Here is a 21,451-nt window from a genome sequence, read left to right as displayed (position 1 = left end):
GATTAGAAGCCGCCTGATTCCAGGTTCCAACAAGCTTGACAGGCATCGACCGTACGCTGGCTGTACTGCTGGCGGCCAGTTGCCTGTTCCTGCTATTCGATTGATGGCTGGCGATACTGATTGGGCGTGGCGGCCACCATGCGCTTGAAGGTGCGCTGAAAATGGGGCTGATCTGAGAATCCGGCGTTCAGTGCCGCCTCCGCAATCGGCGTGCCGCCCTTCAGCGCGCGTTGACCCAGCTGAATGCGGCGGTTGATCAGATAGGCGTGTGGTGTGAAGCCGAAGTAACGCTTGAAGGCGCGGATCAAGTGGCCGGCGCTGTAACCGCTACGTTCACACAATGCATCGAGCGATATCTCCTCAGCCGCATGATGGTCCAGGTAACAGGCCAGCGCCTGAAGGGTGGATGGCACCTGTTCGCCTGGCCTGGCAGGCTGGCCGGCGAGTTCATGCATCAGGGCGGAGAGATATTCGACCACCGCCGTCTGCTTGTCGAGCAAGGCTCGGCTCGGGTCCAGCAGACACGCCGCCATGCGGCAGTATCCTTCGTACCATTCACGCTCACGGAGCACGGCGGTGGCGATATTCTGCCAGCGCGGTTTCTGCAACAGCCCGGCCTGGTGGCGAAGCTCGGTAAGCCAGGCGGCATCCACGTAAAGCATCAGGTAGGCCCAAGGTCGGTCGTCGATGGGGTTGCAGGCATGGACCCAGTCGGGGTTCATCATCACCAGGGTACCCGCGCTGATGTGGTAGCACTCGTCCCGGTAGCGAAAGGTGCTCTCCCCTTCGATCACCGCCCCCAGCGACCATTGGGCGTGGCTGTGCGGCGCGTAGCAAACCTTGCGGCCATCCTCAGCCTTGCGCAATTCCACATGTGGCATGCGCGCATCGCGCCAGAACAGGGGCTTGGTAAAGGACGTCATGGTGGGCTTCGCTCCGAGAAATGCAGTCGCTGCGATCGGCAGATGCACTAGTCTTGGTGTAATGATGGCAGCATCAGCCTGATTTTACATGGCAGTGGCTCACTGCTACGCCAGAGCAAGGGAGTGTATTTTTCGCATATAGGAAAGGCGTAAGCTAACCCGCCGAATGACCCAGCACCAACGTCGCCTTGCCTGCATGGGCATAACAGGAGACCCTGACAGGCATGTACGATACCAGGCCACCGTCAACTCGGGCGCAGTTATCGCTCAAGCGTCCACATCGTCTCGCCCTGGCGACGGTGCCCCCGCGAACGTTCGCTTTTTGTCATACCTTCGGCCTCACCGTATGGATCGCCCTGGCAGAGGGCAGCGGCTGGTCTCTGATTCTACCGGGCCTGCTCCTGCTCTTGTGGCCAGCATTGGCCTATGGCCATGCCTGCCTGGCTCACGACTCGAAGCGCGCCGAGTTCAGGAACCTGTACTTCGACAGCCTGCTGTTTGGCATTTGGTGCAGCGTGCTGGATTTCTACGTCGTGGCCACTCTGTTCATCGGTCTTGCCTGCTTCATGAACAATATGGTGGTCGGCGGCCCACGCCGAATGGCCTCATCAATGGGGCTTTTCATCAGCGGCGCCCTGGGCTGGAGCCTGCTGGCCGGATTCAATTTTCGGCCCTACGTCAGCCCCGCACTGGACATATACCAGGTATCCGGCGCACTGATTTATTTGCTGGCAATCGCTTGGGTCATGTACGGGCAGAATCGGCAGATTGGCCGCAGCTTCATGGAGATCAAGTTCCAGAACCGCGTTTTTCATGCCCTTCTCGATCTCGGTGTCGTTGCCAACCGCGCCGACGACATCAATACACTGCTCGACGACTCCTTGAGACATCTGCACTCCGACTTCCCGGAGTACGGGTTTGCCGTCTTTCTACAAGAGCGCCAACGCCCTGAGGTAACACGCTACGCCGCCGTGGCCGGCCTCACCCTGAGCCAGAAGGACGAACGTCGCCTGGGCAGCCTTCTGGCATCGCTGCACGAACAGGCTGCCAGCACCATCAAGTTAAATGACGGCGACGACGACGAGCAGCTGTATGCCACGTCCATGGCAGGCCGGCTCAGCCTGTATGAAGGCTGGCTAATCGTGCGTGCATCCAGACTGGACGATGCATTGGAGCGGATGCTGACCCTGTTCGTCGACCAGTTGGCGGCAGCCACCGAGAACAAGCTGCTGCACCTGGCGCTGAAGCAAGCCGCAGAGCGCGACGGGCTGACCGGACTTTATAATCGAGGCTTCTTCGAGTCAGCGCTTCAGCAGAGCATTCAAGGCAAGGCCCAGCAGCCGGGGCTGGACTTCGCCGTGCTGATGATGGATGTCGATGGACTCAAGGAAGTGAATGACCGTCACGGACACGTCGCAGGGGACCAGCTCATCACCACGGTAGCCGATCGCCTGAAGACGTATTGTCGAACCGGCGACATACTGGCGCGCTACGGTGGTGACGAATTCATCGTCCTGTTTCCTTCCGCAGACCTGACGGCCGCCAATCGACTGGAAAATGTGATCAGGACCCATCTGGAAGGGCAACGATGCATCATTCCCAGCACGGATGGTGCGAACGTGGAGGTGGAGTTGCGCCTTAGCCTGGGTAGTGCCAGCTCAACCGAAGTAGCCCCTCAGGAAGTGCTTGGCCTGGCAGACAATCGCATGTACGACGACAAGACTCAGCGCCGTAGAGACAGAATTGCTGGCTGAGGCGGTGTTGTAAAGCCGGCGAAACGCCAACCACAACAGAGCCCCAGATGGTTGTCAGCTAGACCAGCAGCGCCCAGGCTTTCGCCGCGAGAAAGAGGCCAATGGCAAAGAAAAAATGTGCAACGAGGCTCTTCAGTCGCATGATAGCCGGCTTCGACGTACGCGAGCCGGCAATGCCGATACCAAAGGCGGGCTGCATGATGAAAAAGGGCACCACGACAGTACCGACACCAACGATCAGAGCCGGCCCTAACGTTGGTTCGCGAACCCACTCCAGCCCCCAAATCGACACCAGCAGGGCGGCAAAAACGATGCCGATAGCGTAATGCACCACCCAGCCCAAGGCACGCTCTCCGACGATTGGCGGCACGGCCATGAGGGATGCGTGCCGAAACCGGCCTTGCGGGAAATGGCCTAGCCATCTCGCCACCAGCGCGTAATCGAGCGGTGGCGCATGAAATAGACGCTTCTGGAGCCATCCCCAGAAATCCATGACCAGCGTGGCGCCAACGCCAATCGCCACGGAATGCAGGAGTATTTCAGGTACTTCATGCATGATGAAACTTGCCCCTTTGTCCCCGAAGGTTTCAATATACGAATTCAAGTGAACTTGAGGTCAAGTGTGAAAACTCTGGATATCGCAGAGGTCGCCCGACGCTCCGGGCTCCCGGCCTCTACTCTGCGTTACTACGAAGAAAAGGGGCTCATCTGCTCCGTGGGAAGGCACGGCTTACGGCGAGTGTTCGCGGAAAACGTTCTGGAACGGCTGTCGTTGATTGCGCTCGGCCAGAACTCGGGTTTCTCCCTGGACGAAATCGGCGGCATGTTCAGCACCAAAGGCGGACCCGATATCGATCGCGGTCAGCTCATTGCCAAGGCAGACGAACTGGACCGGACCATTCGACGGCTGACAGCGATGCGAGATGGCTTGCGCCACGCGGCCGCCTGCCCTGCCCCGAGCCATATCGAGTGCCCAACTTTTCGACGTCTGCTGCGCCATGCCGCACGGCCGGCTCGGAAACGGCGCAAGCAGCAAAAGGTGTATTAGCCAACCTAGCTCGCCGAGGGTTTACCGGTTGTCGACCTTGAACGCCAGATCGTAGTTGTTGAGCAACGGCGGCATTGGCTTACTACTGAGTAACCGTTCGGGTGGATCCAATTGATATGCTCGCCCTTGCAGCAGCTTGGCCAGCATGTTGCTGGTTACCGTCAGCACCACCCGCCGGCCGGGACAGATACCGGGACCACCACTGAACGGCATCATCGGCCAATTCCCGGCCTCCCCCGGCTGAAGCCACAGGTCGGGGTCGAATAGATTGGCATTCTTGAGAACCCGCTCGTCGCGATGGAAATATGGGGCAAGCAACAACACCGAAGTCTCGGCCGGCATGGTGCCGCTCTCCCACTGCGTAGCCTCAGTGGTCTGGCGCAATACCATTGGCGTGGTAGGCCATAGCCGCAGTGACTCCAGCACGCAGGCGCGCAGGTAGTCTAGCTTCGGTGCCGGCTTGTCCGAATTTTCGGCAATCTCGCCCTGAGCCCGTTCGGCCTGGTCGGGATGAGCCGCCAGCAGCGCCAGGGCGCGGAATGTAGCCATTCCCGCCGGGTCGAAAGCGAACAGATACTGAGGCACCTGATGCTCGGGCTGGGTGATCTCGTTAGTCTGTGCCCGTGCGATCTCGGCAGCCAGGCTACCCTCTTCCCCGCGTTTCAGGTAGGCGCACAGGCGCTCGTGGAAGTCGTCTTTTACCCGGTCGTGCCCCGGGTGGAAAAAGGCCCAGTTAGCGGCTGACCGCAGCTTTTCCAGCATCTCGGTCAGCTGCTGGTCGTCGCGGGCGCTATCACCCAGCACCACGCGGCGTACCACTCGGTTCCATGTCGACTCGAACATGTCCCAGTCGAGTTTGCCGTCATACTGCTCGACAAGCGCAAGAAGGTCATTGGCCTCCTGTTCGACTACCTGGGCAAAACGCGCTCCCAGGCCGTGAACGGGACACTCGCTTTGAAGCACCTCCTCATTGAAACGACGACGCTCCGCACGCTCCGGCCCGTGGGATACCAGAGCCATATCCGGTTCGAAGTGCTCCAGTGCCTTGCGCTTCGCCCATTCGGCGGTGGCAAACGGCTCGGGAGTTTCGTTGAGCACACGATTGGCATCGTCGGGATCGAGTATCAGCGCCATCGGCTTGCTGTTCGGTGTGTTCAGCATCAGAGGGCCGGAGCCATACTTTTCGTTGAGCTTCTGCAGACGCTGAATAGCGCGCTTGTCGAGGCCGAGTTTCTCCGCCATGCCCACCACCTTGGGGCGCCGGATAATTACGCCCTTGGCAATGTTTGGCACAAAGACATCGCCCATCACTGCCAGGGTTTCGGCTACGCTTGCCGTGGGCACCGTGCCTTTATCCGTTTCCTTAGACATATCACTCTCCTTTGTTTTGCCGCTTGTCTTGCCTCCCTTGGTTGGCAAGTCTAGGCTAGCCAGCGGGCTTGAAAGAGCCTCCTTAAGTAATTCCTTGTTTCAAAAAGATACCAGCATACTGGGGACCACATGATCGCCAAGCAGAGGCGCGGCAAGAGGGAGCGGCAGTTGCATGCCTTATTGATACAGGTTTGCGAAATGGACGGCGGCGACTGGCAGAGACCGCGTGAAATCACGGTGATCCACTAAATGGTCAAGGAAATCGAGAGCCCCTGCGTATCCGTTTGTCGGCTCCAGGGCGAGCTATGCGTTGGCTGTGGCAGAACGCTGGAGGAGATACGCCACTGGAAGGCGATGAAGCGGCCCGAGAAGATGGCAACCGTTAAGCGTGCCGAACAACGGCTGAAGACAATGGCACCACCCCGGAAGCTGATGGCGCCAACTGAGGAAGACTAGACGTTTCGGCTGGCCCGGCCAGTCAAGCTTCCTTCAGGTTATCGAGGGCCTTGGATAGGTCATCCAGTATGTCATCGACGGTTTCCAGCCCGACCGAGAGGCGCACCAGATCGTCTGAAACACCGTGTTCGGCACGCTCCTCCGGTGTGAGAACGGAGTGGGTCATGCTGGCCGGATGCTGAATGAGCGTTTCCGCATCGCCCAGGGAAACAGCGCGGCAGATCAACGTGAGGTGATTCATGAACTGCCGGGCGGCCTCAAGCCCGCCAGTCAGGTCGAAGGCCATGACACCACCAAAGTCGTTCATTTGCCGCCTGGCCAACTGGTACTGGGAAAAACTCTCGAGCCCGGGGTAGTACACACGCTTGATCTTCGGGTGCTTCTCCAGCCAGCGGGCCACTTCCAGGGCGGACGCTGACTGGCGCGCCATGCGTATCTCCAGGGTCTTGATACCGCGCATGACCAGAAAGGCAGTAAAGGGGGACATCACCGCACCGGTGAAATCCTTCAACCCGGTGAGGCGAACCTTGAGCATATCCGCTTCGCTGCCTACCAGGATACCGGCAACGAGATCGCCATGCCCCCCCAGAAACTTGGTGGCGGAATGGACGACGAAGTCCGCTCCCCGCTCGATGGGCCTGGTGATGGCCGGGGTGGCGTAAGTGTTGTCCACGGCCACCTGGACACCGTGTCGATGAGCGATCTCGCTGATGGCTTCAATATCCACCAGTCGCATGGTGGGATTTGCCGGGGTTTCGAAATAGACAAGACGGGTCTTGTCACTAATCACGGCTTCCAGCTTGGCCGGGTCGGATAGGTCCACGGGTCTGACATGGATACCGAACTCGGCCAGGCCGTGATAGAAAAAGGCGTGGGTGCAGCCGTAGAGAGTGTTGTCCGTAATCAGTTCATCGCCCGGGCGCAGCAGGCTCCACATCAGCGCAGTAATCGCACCCATGCCGGAAGCAGTCGCAAGGCCCGCCTCGCCCCCCTCCAGGCTGGCCATACGCTTTTCCAGAATCTCCACGGTGGGATTGGAAATGCGAGAGTAGAAATGCCCTGGCGCTTCGCCGGCAAAACGGGCCGCACCCTGCTCGACGCTCTCGAAGGCAAAGGTGGAGGTAAGATGCACCGGCGGCGTCAGCGCACCTTGCTCGTCCAGAGGCTCGTATCCCTCGTGAATGGCTCGCGTGGCAAAGCCCTGGTCCTGCGTTTCCCTGCGGTGCGACATGCTTCGACTCCTGCCCTGATGCGTTGGTGTGCCCTACCCCTAATCCTAGGCGCTTCACCAAGGCATTTGCTTTCCTTTTATGGCGCCTTTAGAGTCAATCACGCAACAATCTGCCAATGGGCAAACGCCATGGACCGAATCGACCGAAAAATCCTTCATGAACTGCAACTGGATGGCCGACTGAGCAATCAAGAACTCGCACAGCGGGTAAACCTCTCGCCTTCACCTTGTCTAAGGCGGGTGCGGCGGCTGGAGGAGGAGGGATTGATTCGGGGCTATACGGCTATCGTGGATCAGAAGGCCTATGGCTACCCGCTGACCGTGTTTACCCGTATTTCACTGGCACGCCATGACACGGAGACGGTGACAAGCTTCGAGCGCAGGGTCAGGGAGATCGACGAGATCCTCGATTGCTTCGTCCTTACCGGCCAGCGGGATTATCAGCTGCGGGTGGTGGCGGCAAGCCTGGAGGATTACGAACGCTTCATGCGCGAAACCCTCCACACCATTCCCGGCATCGGCTCCATCGATACCAGTTTTGCTTTCGGCGTGGTCAAGCAAGCGCCATCGCTGCCGGCGCTTCCCCCTCGCTGATCCCGGGCGATCTACACCCGTCGCCTGGCGGCTCGCTTAGAACTCGCTCCATTCATCGGTGACAGCCACCTCCCGCTTGCGACTGCCGGCGGATTTCGGCGAAGGCAACTTCTCCGGCTCAGCATCCTGAGGTGAAGCGTGGGACGCCGGGTGTGCCGTGTCCCCCTGTTCGTCGATGCGGAAGGTGGCGATCAGGCCAGTCAACCGTTTGGACTGCTCTTCCAGGGACGCGGCTGCGGCGCTGGTCTGCTGCACCAGCGATGCATTCTGCTGGGTTACCGAGTCCATCTCGGTCAAGGCGCTATTGATCTCCTCGATGCCGCTGTTCTGTTCCTGAGTGGCGGTGGAGATTTCGCCCATCAGGCTGGTCACTAGCCGTATCGAATCGACGGTTTCATTGATGGTCTCGCCACTGCGTTCAGCCTGCTCAGCGCCGCTGGCGATTCGCGTTGTGGTTTCTTCTATCAGAGCGCGGATCTCCTTGGCCGAGTCTGCACTGCGGCTGGCCAGCGAGCGAACCTCGCTTGCCACTACCGCAAAACCGCGGCCCTGCTCGCCGGCCCTGGCCGCCTCTACGGAGGCGTTGAGTGCCAGGATATTGGTCTGGAAGGCGATGGAGTCGATGACGCCGATGATATCGTCGATGCGACGCGCGCTCTCGGCGATTTCACGCATCAGCTTCACCGTACGCTCCACCTCTTGTCCTCCGGATTCGGCGGTCTGAGAGGCCTTGGTGGATAACCGGTCGGCCTCGAGGGAGGTCTCGGTGTTCTTGCTGACAGTGGCGGCCATCTCCTCCATGCTGGAGGCGGTTTGCTGCAGCGCCGAGGCCTGCTCTTCGGTTCGCGACGAAAGATCCTGGCTGCCAGAAGCGATCTCACCGGCGCCGATGAACACGCTGTCGCTACTGCTGCGTAGAGAGAGCACCAGGGACTTCAGCTTGTCCTGCATATTTCCCAGGGCAGTATAGAGCTGGCCTATTTCATTGCGGCCCCGGTCCTCGATACGACCTGTCAGGTCGCCATCGGCAATACGCTCGAAGTGGGCAACGGCTTCCCGTAGCGGCGTGACCACAACACGCATCATTGCGAAGCGAATGAGGAATGCCGCTCCTAGCGCCAGCACCAACAGGCCTATGGCAATCATCATTATGCTCTGGTCCAGCCTTTCGACTCGGGCAATGGCGGCCTCGCCACGCTGCTCACTGTAGGTGATGAAGCGCTCCATGGCAGCATCGAGCTCCGCCCCCAGTTCGGCCAGTTCATCCTGCCGGCGCTGTACCAGGAAGGGTGCGGCGTCGAGCAAGGGAACGAGGCCTTCGGTGACGAAGGCTTCATAAGCGTCGGTGATGGCCTCGACATAAGGCGCCCGGGGGTCTGCCGCGGGAATCTGCACCTGCTGGAACTCGGCAAAACGTTCCTGGGCTGTCTCCACGGCCGCTACGGCCATCTCCTGATTCTCACGGCCAAGCTCGGGGTTGCCCTGAGCGCTATGCGCGGCATAGCGATCCAGAAACGTCTGCGCCCGAAGTACATTTACCTGAGCACGATTAGCCAGATTGGAGAGCTTGACGTTGGTTTCCGTCAGGTCATGCAGCGCCGCTTCGCTCGTGGCATTGGAATAGAAGCCCAGTCCGCTGATCAGGCCGATCATCAGTACCAGTGCCGCCAGCGCTGCCGTCAGGCTCCACTTGATGGATAGATGTTTCATGAACTGCCCCCATGCGATAGCAGCGCCCACCAGGGGCGCTTGTATTTCTATATATATCGGCACGGATAGCGATTAATTGAGGGAATTCCGATACCACCCGGCCATTGGCACCCTGTCCCTATTGCAGCGCTGAGTTACAATGGAAGGTTTCCGCGTCGAGAAAACATCATGCAAGCCTCCCTCGAGCAGCGTGCGCTCAAGATCTCAATCGTCATGACCCTGCTGGTTTCTGCCATGGGGGTTACCTTCGGCCTGCTGGCCGGTTCCCGGTCGATCCTGTTCGATGGCGTCTTTTCGACCATCGATGCAGCAATGTCGGCACTGGCCCTGGTGGTCGCCCGGCTTGCCATGCGCGAGGCCAGCCAGCGCTTTCAGCACGGCTATTGGCACCTGGAGCCGTTGGTCGCCGCGCTCAATGGCAGCATCCTGATGCTGCTGTGCTTCTATGCCTTTCTCAACGCGGTTCAGGGGCTGCTGGAGGGAGGGCGAGAACTCGCCTTCGATATCGCCATTGTCTATGCCGTGGTGGTGGCAATCATCTGCTTCACCATGTATGCCTATCAGCGACGCCTCAACCGCCGGGCGGATTCGGAATTCGTGCGTATCGACATGCAGGGGTGGTTGATGGCAGCGTTGATCACCACCTCACTGCTGGTGGCGTTTTCCATAGCGCTGGGGCTTGAGCGGACGGCCTACGCCTACCTGACTCCCTACGTGGATTCGCTGCTGCTGATGATACTGACCTTCTGTTTCATGCCGGTGCCCATCGGCATTGTGCGGCGTGCCCTGAAGGAGGTCTTCCTGATTGCCCCCAGCCAGATCGACCGCGAAGTGCATGCCGCCATGAAGCCCGTGATGCAGCGCGAGGGGCTGGTCGAGTACTTCAGCCACGTGGCCAAGGCGGGTCGCGGCCACTATATCGAGATCCATATCGTCACCACCCCCGAGTTTGCCGCCGGGCGAGGCATTGCGGTGCTCGACGAGATCCGCGAGGAGATTGCCGCGAAGCTGAGCCCTCCACCGGAACGGCGCTGGTTCACGGTGGCCTTCACCGCCGACCCACGCTGGGCGTAGGCTGGCCCCGCGCCTCAGCGCTACCGACACAGCCAGGCTCGGAATTCGGCCCATGGTCCTGGAATGGCTATGCTGAACCTGCCTTCGGCCCTGACAGGAGTCACTATGGAAGAGGAACCCAGGGAACCTCACAATCTGGCAGAACTGATCGATGTGATCGAGGCGATCGAGTCACCTTCAGGCCGAATCAGCTTCGACGAAGTGCTGGAAGCCGCGGGGCGACGCTCCTTCGGCCCCCTGCTGCTGCTGGCAGGCCTGGTGACGCTCATACCCGTCATCAGTGGCATCCCGGGAGTCCCATCGCTGATGGGCCTTTTCACATTGCTGGTCTGCGTACAGATGCTCATCGGACGGCGCACCTTCTGGCTACCCGCCTGGCTACGAAATCGAACCGTCGACAGTAATAAGGTACGCAAGGGGCTGAAATGGATGCACAAGCCGGCACAACTGGTCGACCGGATGCTGTATCGACGCCTCTCCTTCATGGTGGGAAAGTCGAGCATGCAGCTGATTGCAGTGGCCTGCCTGATGCTAGCCTTGGCCATGCTACCAATGGAATTCGTGCCCTTCTCCGCGAACTTAGCGGGGGTGGCGCTCACGCTATTCGGACTCGCCCTGATAGCCAAGGATGGCGTGTTGGCGATTATTGGCTTTCTGGTCTGGGGAACGATACTGGCAGGAATCATTCACTATCTGATATAGCGCTCTCCGTCTGACTGGCCTTCCTCCGTGTGGCATTACCCTCTCTTTCTGGCGTAACTTGAATTATCTAGCCCGGCTTTCGTTCTCCAGCATAGGGGTAGTCGTTAGATATGATTCACTTGCAGCAAGTCCAGCAGGCAAGAGCCTCCATTGCTCCGATGCTCTCTCCCACGCCCCTGCTGCTCGACCACGCCTTGTCCGACCGCTTTGGTCGACGCGTCCTGTTCAAGTGTGAACTCTTCCAGCGCACCGGCTCCTTCAAGGCGCGTGGCGGGCTCTACTGGGTACGCACGGCCTCCCGGGCGGAGCTTGCCGGTGGCCTGGGTGCCGTCTCCGCCGGCAACCACGCGCTGGGCCTGGCCTGGGCGGCGCGCAAGGCGGGTGTACCGGTCACCATCGTGATGCCCGAGAACGCCAGTCGCTTCAAGGTAACGGGCAGCCGCGAGCTGGGGGCCGAGGTGATCCTGCATGGCGATATCAACGACGCCTGGGCACTGATGCATCAGCTGGTCGAGGAGCGCGGGCTGACGCTGGTGCATCCCTACGACAACGAGCGCATCATCGCCGGCCAGGGTACGGTGGGGCTGGAAATTCTCGAACAGGCGCCCAAGGCATCGGTCATCGTCTGCCCCGTTGGCGGCGGCGGACTGATTTCGGGCATCGGGGTCGTCACGGCGGCAATGCGCCCTGAACTCGCGCTGGTCGGGGTCGAGCCGAGCGGGGCTGCCAGCATGGCCCATGCCTGGGCCAGCGGCGCACCGGCCCCGCTGGCGCAGGTGGCCACCTGCGCCAAGAGCCTGGCCGCCGCCGTGGTCGGCGATTACACCTACCCGCTGTGCCTGGCCAATACCCAGGAGCTGGCAAGCGTAGGGGAAGGTGCCATCCGCCGCGCCATGACACACCTGATCTATCAGACCAAGCTGCTGGCCGAGCCCGGTGCCGCAGTGGGTGTCGCCGCCCTGCTTGAGAACGCAGTGGAACTGCCGCCCCGCGGGGATATCGTGGTGGTGATCACCGGAGGCAATATGAGCGGCGAGGAATTGGGAGAATTTCTTAACTGAGCGGCAAAGGTCAGCCGGGGACAAGATTGCAGCTCCGCAAGAGATGAATTACAGTTCATTTCATTCATGAACCTGGATTCATTCCTTATGGCCTATCGACAGACTCCCTCCGTGGAGGCTCGCCTGCAGGATAATCGCAGCCGCATTTTGAGGGCCGCTAGAACGCTCGTCAGCGAAGGCGGCTGGAAAGAAGCTCAGGTTGCCAACGTGGCAGCAGTAGCAGGCATTGCCACCGGCACGGTGTATCGTTACTTCCCCTCCAAAGCCGACCTTTTTACCGAAGTGCTGTCGAAGGTTTCACAACGCGAAGTGGATGTGATGAGTGAGATTGCCGCCAGCGAGGCCTCGGCATCCGTTCGGCTGCATTCAGCCATCTCGAACTTCGTATGCCGTGCCATGCGCAACCCCCGCCTTGCGTATGCGCTGATCGCAGAGCCATGCGACAAGGCCATCGACGCCGAGCGAATGACCTACCGTGCCGCCATCAGTGAAGTGGTGCGCATGATCATCGCAACAGGCCAGTCCAGTGCAGAGATGCGCAGCGACATTCGATCGGACATTGCCGCCTCCGTGATTGTTGGTGGCTTCATGGAAGCCCTGATTGGCCCGCTGTCTCCATTCAGTCAACAGCAACATCAGGATACGGATAGCTATCAGCGCGAAGTGGCAGCTCTGGCCGACCAGATCGCTACGCTGGCCTGTACAAGCGTGGCACCTGCTCCGAATACGGTACGACAACTCCCCAGGAGAACAACATGAACAAGCTCCTCGATATGGCATCCGCCGGCTCCCCTTCCAGCCGCTATAACACCCATGTGGTACGCAACCAGGCCCAACCCGCCTGCGGCTTCAATGCTTTCACTGGCGACACTGTACTCAGCGCTGCCATTGCCCGTGAGGCGCCTTGGGCTCAGACCCACTGCGAAACCTTAGGCGCCGTGGCCGGAGACGACACCGTGCAGGAACTGGCACGACTCGCCAATCGTCACCTCCCGGAGCTCAAAACCCACGACCGCTTCGGAAACCGCATCGACTGGGTGGAGTTTCATCCCAGTTGGCACGAGTTGATGGCGCTCGCCTGGAAGCACGAAGTACCGAACTTGGCCTGGCGCAGCAATGCACCCGGCAGCCACTTCGCTCGAGCGGCACTCTCCTACCTGTGGAATCAAGTGGAACACGGAACTGCCTGCCCTACAGGCATGGCCTATGCGGCCGTTGCCGGTTTCCAAAGCGAACCCGCGCTGGCTATCTGGGCTGAAAAAACCAAGGGCACCGAATATGAGTTCAGCCGCCGGGAAGTGGCCGAGAAGCCCTCGGTGGTCATCGGTTACGCCATGACCGAAAAGCAAGGTGGATCCGATCTGCGCGAGACGCAAACCACCGCCCGGTTTGTCGAATCTTCCCATTACCATGGAGCAACGGCGCATTGGTACGAGTTGACCGGGCACAAATGGTTCTGCTCCGTACCGCAGTCGGACGGTTTCTTCACCCTCGGCAAGGTGGGCGACGAGGTCACCTGCTTCTTCCTGCCCCGCACGCTCCCCGACGGTAGCCATAACCGCTTCTATATCCAGCGGCTGAAAGACAAGGCCGGCAACCGCTCTAACGCCTCCAGCGAAGTGGAGTATGCGGGCACGCTGGCAATTCGAGTCGGTGAGGAGGGCAAGGGAATCCGCGAAATTCTCTCACACGCTCACCTGACACGGCTCGATTTCGCGGTGGGCTCTGCGGGGTTGATGCGACAGGCCCTGACTCTGGCTTTGCAGCACACCACCACGCGTAGTGCGTTTGGCACCAGCATCGCAGCTCGACCCATGATGACCAATGTACTGGCAGACATGGCAGTTGAAGTTGAAGCCGCGACGCTGATGGCGCTGCGCGTAGCCAAGGCGACCGACCAGTTGGAGCACAACGAGCACGAGAGGATGTTGGCTAGAATCGCCACGCCGGCAGCGAAGTACTTCAACTGCTCTCGGGCGCCGGCAATCGCCAACGAAGCGCTGCAGTGCCATGGCGGTAACGGCTTCATCGAGGAAAATCCCATGGCTCGCCTGTATCGCGAGGCGCCGCTCAACAGCGTATGGGAAGGCACAGCCAATATGATGTGCATGGACGTTCGCCGCGCCATGCTCAAGGACTCTCGTAGCATCGACGCTCTTTTTGATGAGCTGGCACCACTGACCGGCCAGGACGAGCGCTTCGATGGATTGGTGCAGTACACACGGAGACTCGTCAACGAAGCACTGCTGGATGAGTTCTTGGCACGCCCCATGACCGAGGCCGTAGCACGCGTAGTGCAGGCAGCAGAACTGATGCGCTACGGCAGCCAGGAGGTAATCGATACCTTCCTCGACACCCGCTGTGCCAACCTAAGCAGCGCCTGGGGCTCGCACTTTGGCACACTAGCGATGAGTATCGACAAAGCCGCTGCATGGCGAATCGTGGAACGGGCTATCGTGGCGAGTTAAGGCTCATTTCAGGATGAAGTAGACGCAGGCCGCGGTAAGCCCGCCCATGACACCATTGAATATGCGCCACGCCCGCGGTGTTTGTAGCCAGCGGCCGATGGCAGTGCCGAACCCTGCCCACAGCGCAATGCAAGGCAGCGCCACCAGTTCGGCGAAGCCTGCAAGCATCAAGGCGTTCATGACCGTATCGCCGCCCTGGGGGAGGAAGCCCGCCATCAGCGCCAGCCCCATGACCCAGGCCTTGGGATTGGCGAACTGGAAGGCCGCTGCCTGCCAGAAGCTCAGCGGTCGCCCTTCGCCACGACGGCGCAGATCGGGCGGCGGTGCCGTGGCGATCTTCCAGGCGAGGTAGAGCAGGTAGCCGCTGCCCACGATACGCAGGGTGGTCTGGACCAGCGGGTAGCGCTCGAAGACCAGCCCCAGCCCCAGTGCGATACCGGCGAAAAGCAGGAAACAGCCCCCCAGAATGCCGAAGATATGCGGCAGGGTGCGCATGAAGCCGTAGTTGGCCCCCGAGGCCGTCAGCATGACGTTGTTCGGCCCGGGGGTGATGGTCATGGAAATCATGTAGAGGGCCGCCGGCCCCAGTAACGCCAAAGCTTCCATTATTGTATCCCTACAATATTGCCTATATTGGTTGGATTCGCGCACACTTCCCAGCATAATGGGCACAATTATGGCGTCAAAGGTTTTATTGTCACCATGACAATCTGGCACCCCACCATCACGACCCAAGGCCCCCGCTACCGTGGCATCGCCGATGCCATTGCCCGGGCGATACAGGCCGGTGAACTGGCGCCGGGTCAGCGCCTGCCACCCCAGCGGCGGCTGGCCGACTCGCTTGGTGTCACCGTGGGAACGGTGACCCGCGGCTATGCCGAGGCCGAACGCCAGGGCTGGGTAACCGCTCGGATAGGCAGTGGCACCTATGTGCGCAATGGCGATACCTCGCCAATGACACCCTTGCGGCACAGCCACCCCATGGATGCCGGCACGATCGATCTCAGCCTCAGCCTGCCACCGCCTCACCCACTGCGTGCCGCATCCCTGGGCAGAGCGCTAAAGGGTATCGCCAAGGACGACGAAGTGCTTCAGCGCGCCGTGGCGTTCCAGTCCGAGCGCGGCATTCCTGCCCACCGCGAGCAGTTGGCAGCCTGGATGACAAACCTGGGCATGCCTGTCGAAGGCGAGGAACTGCTGATTACCCAGGGCGGGCAGCACGGCATCAGCCTGGCCCTGCAGGCCCTGACACGCCCGGGCGAACGCATCGCTGCCGATGTGCTTACCTATCCGGGGCTGATCGACGCTGCCCAGCAGTCGCATCTCAAGGTGGTGGGCGTTCCCATGGACGCCGAAGGCATGGACATGGAGGCCTTGGCCCGCCTCTGCACCCAGCAGCAGCCCCGACTGATCTATCTGACGCCGGACCAGAACAATCCCACCGGCACGGTACTCAGCCAGAATCGCCGCGAGCGCCTGGTCGAGTTGGCCCGCCGGCATGATTTCCTGATCCTGGAGGACGGTGTTCAGTACCTGCCGGAACAGGAGCGCGGAACGCCACTCTATCGCCTGGCACCGGAGCGAACCCTGTTCATCTTCAGTACCGCCAAGGTGCTGGCCGGCGGGCTGCGCATCGGGACCCTGCTGGCCCCGCCCGCGCTGCGGGAGCGCCTCGCCGCGGCACTGCGTGCCCAAAGTTGGATGGTGCCCTCGCTGATGGTAGAGGCCGTGTGTCGCTGGGTGGCAAGCGATGACAACACGACGCTGCTCGACTGGCAAACACGGGAATTGGGGGAGCGTCAGTCACTTGCCCGGGAGATGCTCACCGGCTTCGACGTCGGCGGCCGCCCCCATGGCGCCAACCTGTGGCTGCCATTACCGGAAGGGCTGCGCAGCGCAGTGCTGCAGGAAGCACTGGCACGACGCGACGTCCTGGTCACCAGCGCCGAACCCTTCTGCGTCGGCAGCGAGCCCGCTCCCCAGGCGCTGCGTCTGTGTCTCAGTGCCGCCCCATCACGGGAGGCACTGGCCAAGGCGTTGGATATCCTGGTGGAGCTGTTGAATGAGCCCCCCGCCGCGCCTTGGCGCATGGTGTGAGCGACGACGTCTCGCCTCAGGGTCAGGCGCGTTGGTCCAGAAGGGCTGACGCATGCCAGGCGATCATGCGCTCCTCGTCGGTGGGTATCACCCACAGGCCCACCCGGCTGTTTGCCGCTGCGATGTTGGGAGCATCGGCCTGATTGGCAGCCGGGTCGAGGGCTGCCCCCAGCCATTGGCAGCCTTCCACCACCGCAGCACGTACCGGGGCGGCCCGTTCGCCGATCCCGGCGGTGAACACCAGGTGGTCGAGCCCACCGAGGGCGGCGGCTAGGCTGCCGATCTCGCTGACGATACGGTAGACGAACAGTTCGATAGCCTCGGCCGCCTCGGGTGCATCGCTCTGCAACAGTTCGCGCATGTCGCCGCTGATGCCTGAGAGCCCGAGCAGGCCGGACTCCTTGTAGAGCATCTGCTGAACGGCTTCGGGCGGCATGCCTTCCTGAAGGACCAGATGCAATACCAGCCCCGGATCGAGGCTGCCGCTGCGGGTGCCCATCATCAGCCCTTCCACGGCGGTGAAGCCCATGGTGGAAGCCACGCTCTTGCCGTTACGAATGGCGCAGAGGCTGGCCCCGTTGCCCAGGTGGGCGACGATCACCCTACCCGCCCTTGCTTCGCCACCATGCGTCGGCTGTATCCGGTCGTTCAGGGAACGGTTGATGTAGTCGTAGGAGAGCCCGTGGAAGCCGTAGCGGATGACCCCGGCGTCGCGATACCGCCGCGGCAGGGGAAAGGTCCGAGCCACGCCGGGCTGGTCGGCATGAAAGGCGGTGTCGAAGCAGGCCACCTGGGGCAGGTCGGGCCGAAGTGTCGCAAGGGCACGAACCGGCGCCAGGCCGTAGGGCTGGTGCAGTGGCGCCAGCGGCACCAGTGCCTCGAGGGCATCCAGCGAGTCGGCGTCGAGGCGAATTGGTTCGACGTAGTCGCGGCCGCCATGCACGATGCGATGCCCTATCGCACCGATATCGCCGAGATCCGGGTGCGCCTCGATCCAGGCCAGCAGCTTGGACAGCGCCCCATCGTGGTCGAGATCGGCTGGCACTTCGCTCAGCGCAGAGCCGGCCAAGTCAGGGTCCAGCGCCTCGCCCTCCCCATCCTTGAGGCTCAGTCGAGCCTGGCTGCCGAGCCCGGCAAAGTGGCCGCGGTAGCGCAGCTGCAGGTCCTTCGGCTGGGCCTCTGACGTGGCGCCGAACAGGGCGAACTTGATGCTGGAGGAGCCGCTGTTGATGACCAGTATCTCTCGCATCAGCCGTGCTCCCGCTTCTTGTACTCGGCCACCAGCAGCGCCAGGGCGCAGGAAGCCATACGGGTGATGGCGTCGTCGGCACGGCTGGTGAGCACGATGGGCACCCGCGCCCCCACCACCAGGCCGGCGCCGGTGGCATCGGCCAGGTAGGTCAGCTGTTTCATCAGCATGTTGGCTGATTCGAGATCCGGTGCCACCAGGATATCCGCCCGACCCGCCACCGGCGAGACGATCCCCTTGGCGGCAGCAGCAGCCTCGGAAACGGCATTGTCGAAGGCCAGCGGACCGTCGATGGTTCCGCCACGTATCTGTCCCCGCTCGGCCATCTTGCACAGCGCAGCGGCTTCCAGGGTAGAGGCGATCTTGGGGTTGACGGTTTCAACCGCCGAAAGTATTGCCACATTGGGGTTGGCGTTACCCAGTGCGTGGGCCAGGTCGATGGCGTTCTGGACGATATCCATCTTGTTGGCCAGCGTAGGGTAGATATTGATCGCGGCATCGGTGATGAACAGTGGCCGCGGATAGGTAGGCACGTCGAAGGCCATCACATGGCTCAAGCAGCGCTCGGTTCGCAGCCCCGTGTCGCGCTTGACCACTTCATGAAGCAGCTCCTCGGTGTGCAGCGCCCCTTTCATCAGCGCCCCCACCCTGCCGGAGCGGGTCATGGCAACCGCTTCGGCGGCTGCCGCATGGCTGTGGGGGACATCGACCAGTTCGAACTCGGCAATATCGATGCCAGCCGCCTCGGCGGCGGCACGGATTTTCATCTCGGGCCCCACCAGTACCGGCCGAATCAGTCCTTGGCGGGCCGACTCGGCAGCCCCCAGGATCGAGACCTCGTCCACCGGATGCACCACGGCCATATCGACCGGCTCGGGATGCTCCGCCGCCGCCAGCATCTCATGCAGTCGCGCTCGCTCGGCCATGCGAATCTGCGGCAACACGGTACGAGTGCGACGAATCTTCTCGGTGGGCGCCTGTACCTCTGCCTCGCCTTCGATCACCGTATCGCCATTCTGGTTGGTACAGCGACAGTCGAAGACGATACGCTTGCGCTGCTCATCCTTGGTGCGTACACGAACGCTGACTCGCAGCACATCGCCTAGCCTCACCGGCTTGAGAAAGCGCAGGGTCTGTCCCAGGTAGATCGTCCCAGGACCCGGCAGCTCGGTGCCGAGCACGGTGGAAATCAGGGCCCCACCCCACATGCCATGGGCGACGACTTCCTGGAACCGGGTACTCTTGGCAAAGTCGTCATCAAGATGGGCCGGGTTGATGTCTCCCGACATGATGGCAAACAGCTTGATGTCATCCAGCGTAAGTCGCTTCTCGATCGATGCGCTCTCGCCTGGCTCGATCTCGTCGAATGTCCGATTCTCGATCTGGTCACTGCTGTCCATAAGCCCTAAGTCTCCTTGTGTTTCGTTCATCCCAGCATACTGCGGCGCAGCAAATCCTGTCAGTGTTTATCCCCAACTATATGACCGATATCAAGCTATGAGCCGACTTGCGCATGCGGTTAACTGTCCAACTATAGTGAGTGAGTTATGCAAATCACGGGGAATACAACATGCATCAGTATCTCAACGACCCCACTCTCGCCGTGCCTGTCTTTCCCGGGAGCCACATCGTCATGGATGACGGTTACATCTTTCTATCGGGACTGACGGTTACCGATATTCAGGGTGGCGAATCGGTGGTGGGCGACATTGCCGAAGAGACCCGGTGGGTCATGCGACGCCTGGCACGCATGCTGGAATACGCCGGCGCGAGCCTGGCACATACCGTGAGAGTGGACATTCACCTGACAAACCTGGATACGATTCACACCATGGATGCGGCCTATGCCGAGTTCTTCGAAGGCCATCGCTACCCGGCCCGGACCTGTACCGAATCGGCACGCCTCAGCGGTTCCTCGAACGTGGAGATAACCCTTGTTGCCCGCCGCCCTGGAGAAAAGGACACAGACAACAAACGCTGATCAGGCTCACCGGCCGCAGCGGCATCGAAGCAGCCTCAAAGCGTCATGCCAGGCTCGACCGTATACCCAAGGTCGATCACGGCCTCACCCATGGCATTACCGTGGATACGATTGAGCAGCTCACTGGCCGCCCTGTGCCCGATCGCCTGACGCGGGGTGATGACACTCGCCAGCCGCGGTGACATCACCTGACCCACGTCGTGGCCATGGAAGCCGGCGATAGCCATCTGCTTCGGCACCCGGATACCACGGCGCAGGCACTCAAAATAGGCGCCGACGGCGACATCGTCGTTGGTACAGAATATGCCATCGGTTTCGGGATGCTCTGCCAGAATTTCATCCAACAGCGCGGCTCCCACACTATAGGACGAACGCTGGCTCCGCTGTAGGGTGATGGGCTGCAGTCCATGCTCTTCCATCGCCTGACGATAGCCCTGTTCGCGCTGGCGGGTGCGCTCGTCCAAGCGCACGGCCAAGTAAACGATATGGCGCCGTCCGCGTCGCACCATCTCGCTGATCATGTCATAGCCGGCGCGGACATTATCGAAGCCCACCGCCTGGTGCAGCGGCGGTGTCAGTGAATCCATGATCTCCACGGTTGGTATGCCGGCAGTTTCCAGCATTCGGCAGGTGCGGGCGGTATGCAGGCTGTCGGTGAGAATCACCCCGTCAACGTTATAGGAGAGCAGTGACGCCAGGCTGCGCTCTTCAAGCTCCTGGCTGTAACCGTAGTGGGAAAGCATCAAGTGATAGCCGAGGGGCTCGGTGACCTCCTCAATGCCGACCAGCACATCGGCAAACACCTGGTTGGTCAACGACGGTACCAGCACGCCAATGGAGTGGCTCGTTGCCCGGGAGAGCAGGTCGGGAGCACGATTGGGGATATAGCCGACCTGCTCCGCCGCGGCGAAGATGCGCTCACACAGTCCTTCGGAGACGGTGGTCGGGTCGCGCAGGGCACGGCTGACGGTCATCTTCGTCGCACCGACGCGGTCGGCGATATCCTGGAGTGTTGGGCGTTTTTTCTTCACGGCGTCCCGGCCTGCTGGTGAGTATCCTGAGCAAGGGGTCGGCTCAGAGCCGAATACCTTAAACCATTCATGCTCCGACAGCATTACCCGGCCTGGCGTCACGACATTTCATGCTGCCTTAGCCAACGCGCGAATTCACCGGCAATCGTTTCCGGCGGCAGCGAGATGTCCAACCCCAGTGCCTCGTCATCATCGGGCGGCTCCAGGTCGGCCAGTTGGCTATCCAGCATGCTATCGCCCTTGAAGAAATGGCCCCGCCGCGTAGACAGACGCTCAAGCAGCAGATCGCGGTCACCCCGCAGGTAGAGAATGGCCAGCGCCGGCTCTCCCTGGCGCAATATGTCCCGATATCGCGCCTTCAGCGCGGAGCAGGCAATCACCACCGACTCATTGCGCCGTCGATGTTCGTCAAACAGGCCGGCCAGGGTGTCGAGCCACTCCTGACGATCCGCATCGGTGAGGGGCACGCCACGGCCCATCTTTTCGATGTTCCCAGGCGAGTGATAGCCGTCACCGTCGATGAAATCGACCCCCAGACTCTCGGCCAGCAACCGCCCGATGTGCGACTTCCCCGAGCCGGAGACGCCCATGACCAGGATGCGATACGAAGTTGCCTTCACGGAAGCCTCCCGGTCAGTTTCCGCGCACGGCGGTGATATCGGGCAGCCAGGTGACGATGCCGGGGAAGGCGATCAGGATCA

21 protein-coding genes and 1 pseudogene are annotated in these 21,451 nt (G+C 61.2%); 12 read left to right on the top strand and 10 right to left on the bottom strand.

Going from position 1 to position 21,451, the window contains the following annotated elements:
- Positions 1-92: 92 nt before the first annotated feature.
- Positions 93-923, bottom strand: a complete 831-nt coding sequence (locus KZO25_RS15450) for an AraC family transcriptional regulator (protein ID WP_223137649.1) — start codon at positions 921-923, stop codon at positions 93-95.
- Positions 924-1,147: 224 nt separating this feature from the next.
- Here KZO25_RS15450 and KZO25_RS15445 point away from each other — a divergent pair, with 224 nt between their 5' ends.
- Complete coding sequence (locus tag KZO25_RS15445) at positions 1,148-2,677, top strand: GGDEF domain-containing protein (protein WP_223137648.1); 1,530 nt, start codon at positions 1,148-1,150, stop codon at positions 2,675-2,677.
- Positions 2,678-2,735: 58 nt separating this feature from the next.
- Here KZO25_RS15445 and KZO25_RS15440 read toward each other — a convergent pair whose 3' ends face one another.
- Positions 2,736-3,233: a DUF2938 domain-containing protein gene (locus tag KZO25_RS15440; protein WP_223137647.1), complete on the bottom strand. Its 498-nt coding sequence runs from the start codon at positions 3,231-3,233 to the stop codon at positions 2,736-2,738.
- Between KZO25_RS15440 and KZO25_RS15435 the strand changes: the two genes are divergently transcribed.
- The gene (locus KZO25_RS15435; RefSeq protein WP_262489061.1) at positions 3,228-3,725 is read left to right on the top strand and encodes a helix-turn-helix domain-containing protein; all 498 of its coding nucleotides are present in this window, start codon (positions 3,228-3,230) and stop codon (positions 3,723-3,725) included. The genes KZO25_RS15440 and KZO25_RS15435 overlap by 6 nt on opposite strands.
- Positions 3,726-3,746: 21 nt before the next feature.
- Here KZO25_RS15435 and KZO25_RS15430 read toward each other — a convergent pair whose 3' ends face one another.
- Positions 3,747-5,096, bottom strand: coding sequence for a cytochrome P450 (locus KZO25_RS15430; protein WP_223137646.1), 1,350 nt, complete (start codon positions 5,094-5,096; stop codon positions 3,747-3,749).
- Positions 5,097-5,345: 249 nt separating this feature from the next.
- Between KZO25_RS15430 and KZO25_RS15425 the strand changes: the two genes are divergently transcribed.
- Entirely contained in the window at positions 5,346-5,552 is a 207-nt protein-coding gene (locus KZO25_RS15425; protein ID WP_223137645.1) for a DUF1289 domain-containing protein, read from the top strand.
- A gap of 22 nt (positions 5,553-5,574) precedes the next feature.
- Here KZO25_RS15425 and KZO25_RS15420 read toward each other — a convergent pair whose 3' ends face one another.
- The gene (locus KZO25_RS15420; RefSeq protein WP_223137644.1) at positions 5,575-6,783 is read right to left on the bottom strand and encodes a methionine gamma-lyase; all 1,209 of its coding nucleotides are present in this window, start codon (positions 6,781-6,783) and stop codon (positions 5,575-5,577) included.
- Between KZO25_RS15420 and KZO25_RS20175 the strand changes: the two are divergent.
- Together KZO25_RS20175 and KZO25_RS15415 are read left to right on the top strand one after the other, a co-directional pair.
- Positions 6,679-7,044: pseudogene (locus tag KZO25_RS20175) on the top strand (Lrp/AsnC family transcriptional regulator); the annotation flags it as partial. The gene KZO25_RS15420 and the pseudogene KZO25_RS20175 sit on opposite strands and share 105 nt — an antisense overlap.
- Positions 7,045-7,047: 3 nt before the next feature.
- On the top strand, positions 7,048-7,377 hold the full coding sequence (locus KZO25_RS15415; protein ID WP_262489064.1) for an Lrp/AsnC family transcriptional regulator: 330 nt from the start codon (positions 7,048-7,050) through the stop codon (positions 7,375-7,377).
- A gap of 36 nt (positions 7,378-7,413) precedes the next feature.
- Here the strand turns inward: KZO25_RS15415 and KZO25_RS15410 are convergent, their stop codons facing one another.
- Entirely contained in the window at positions 7,414-9,087 is a 1,674-nt protein-coding gene (locus tag KZO25_RS15410; RefSeq protein ID WP_223137643.1) for a methyl-accepting chemotaxis protein, read from the bottom strand.
- Between the two features lie 168 nt (positions 9,088-9,255).
- On the opposite strand from KZO25_RS15410, the gene KZO25_RS15405 reads away from it, so the two are divergent.
- The 5 genes from KZO25_RS15405 (at position 9,256) to KZO25_RS15385 (ending at position 14,392) form a co-directional block, all read left to right on the top strand.
- Positions 9,256-10,161, top strand: coding sequence for a cation diffusion facilitator family transporter (locus KZO25_RS15405; protein ID WP_223137642.1), 906 nt, complete (start codon positions 9,256-9,258; stop codon positions 10,159-10,161).
- Between the two features lie 105 nt (positions 10,162-10,266).
- Positions 10,267-10,863 (top strand): exopolysaccharide biosynthesis protein, encoded by a 597-nt coding sequence (locus KZO25_RS15400; protein ID WP_223137641.1) that lies wholly within the window; start codon positions 10,267-10,269, stop codon positions 10,861-10,863.
- Positions 10,864-10,973: 110 nt separating this feature from the next.
- The gene (locus tag KZO25_RS15395; RefSeq protein ID WP_066448380.1) at positions 10,974-11,924 is read left to right on the top strand and encodes a threonine/serine dehydratase; all 951 of its coding nucleotides are present in this window, start codon (positions 10,974-10,976) and stop codon (positions 11,922-11,924) included.
- Positions 11,925-12,011: 87 nt separating this feature from the next.
- Complete coding sequence (locus KZO25_RS15390; protein WP_223137640.1) at positions 12,012-12,683, top strand: TetR/AcrR family transcriptional regulator; 672 nt, start codon at positions 12,012-12,014, stop codon at positions 12,681-12,683.
- The gene (locus tag KZO25_RS15385; protein WP_223137639.1) at positions 12,680-14,392 is read left to right on the top strand and encodes an acyl-CoA dehydrogenase family protein; all 1,713 of its coding nucleotides are present in this window, start codon (positions 12,680-12,682) and stop codon (positions 14,390-14,392) included. Before KZO25_RS15390 ends, KZO25_RS15385 begins: the two co-directional genes overlap by 4 nt.
- A gap of 3 nt (positions 14,393-14,395) precedes the next feature.
- Here the strand turns inward: KZO25_RS15385 and KZO25_RS15380 are convergent, their stop codons facing one another.
- Positions 14,396-14,998 carry a LysE family translocator gene (locus tag KZO25_RS15380; protein ID WP_223137638.1) on the bottom strand — a complete coding sequence of 201 codons (603 nt, stop codon included), beginning with the start codon at positions 14,996-14,998 and terminating at the stop codon, positions 14,396-14,398.
- 96 nt (positions 14,999-15,094) lie between these two features.
- Between KZO25_RS15380 and KZO25_RS15375 the strand changes: the two genes are divergently transcribed.
- On the top strand, positions 15,095-16,489 hold the full coding sequence (locus tag KZO25_RS15375; RefSeq protein ID WP_223137637.1) for a PLP-dependent aminotransferase family protein: 1,395 nt from the start codon (positions 15,095-15,097) through the stop codon (positions 16,487-16,489).
- A 22-nt stretch (positions 16,490-16,511) separates the two neighbouring features.
- On the opposite strand, the gene KZO25_RS15370 is transcribed toward KZO25_RS15375, so the two are convergent.
- A complete protein-coding gene (locus KZO25_RS15370; RefSeq protein WP_223137636.1) occupies positions 16,512-17,738 on the bottom strand; it encodes an acetate/propionate family kinase in 1,227 nt (408 codons plus the stop codon).
- Positions 17,738-19,138, bottom strand: coding sequence for a bifunctional enoyl-CoA hydratase/phosphate acetyltransferase (locus KZO25_RS15365; RefSeq protein WP_262489060.1), 1,401 nt, complete (start codon positions 19,136-19,138; stop codon positions 17,738-17,740). Before KZO25_RS15365 ends, KZO25_RS15370 begins: the two co-directional genes overlap by 1 nt.
- Before the next feature lie 170 nt (positions 19,139-19,308).
- Between KZO25_RS15365 and KZO25_RS15360 the strand changes: the two genes are divergently transcribed.
- Positions 19,309-19,719 carry a RidA family protein gene (locus tag KZO25_RS15360; protein WP_223137634.1) on the top strand — a complete coding sequence of 137 codons (411 nt, stop codon included), beginning with the start codon at positions 19,309-19,311 and terminating at the stop codon, positions 19,717-19,719.
- A gap of 35 nt (positions 19,720-19,754) precedes the next feature.
- On the opposite strand, the gene gntR is transcribed toward KZO25_RS15360, so the two are convergent.
- Both gntR and KZO25_RS15350 read right to left on the bottom strand, forming a co-directional pair.
- Positions 19,755-20,750, bottom strand: a complete 996-nt coding sequence (gene gntR, locus KZO25_RS15355) for a gluconate operon transcriptional repressor GntR (RefSeq protein WP_223137633.1) — start codon at positions 20,748-20,750, stop codon at positions 19,755-19,757.
- 98 nt (positions 20,751-20,848) lie between these two features.
- A complete protein-coding gene (locus tag KZO25_RS15350) occupies positions 20,849-21,370 on the bottom strand; it encodes a gluconokinase (RefSeq protein WP_223137632.1) in 522 nt (173 codons plus the stop codon).
- Positions 21,371-21,451 lie beyond the last annotated feature (81 nt).

It is taken from the genome of Halomonas sp. ANAO-440 (assembly GCF_019915905.1).
In the GTDB taxonomy this organism is placed as follows: Bacteria; Pseudomonadota; Gammaproteobacteria; order Pseudomonadales; family Halomonadaceae; genus Halomonas; species Halomonas chromatireducens.
Note: the sequence above shows the minus strand (reverse complement) of the source record. Positions and strands in the feature narration are given on the sequence as shown.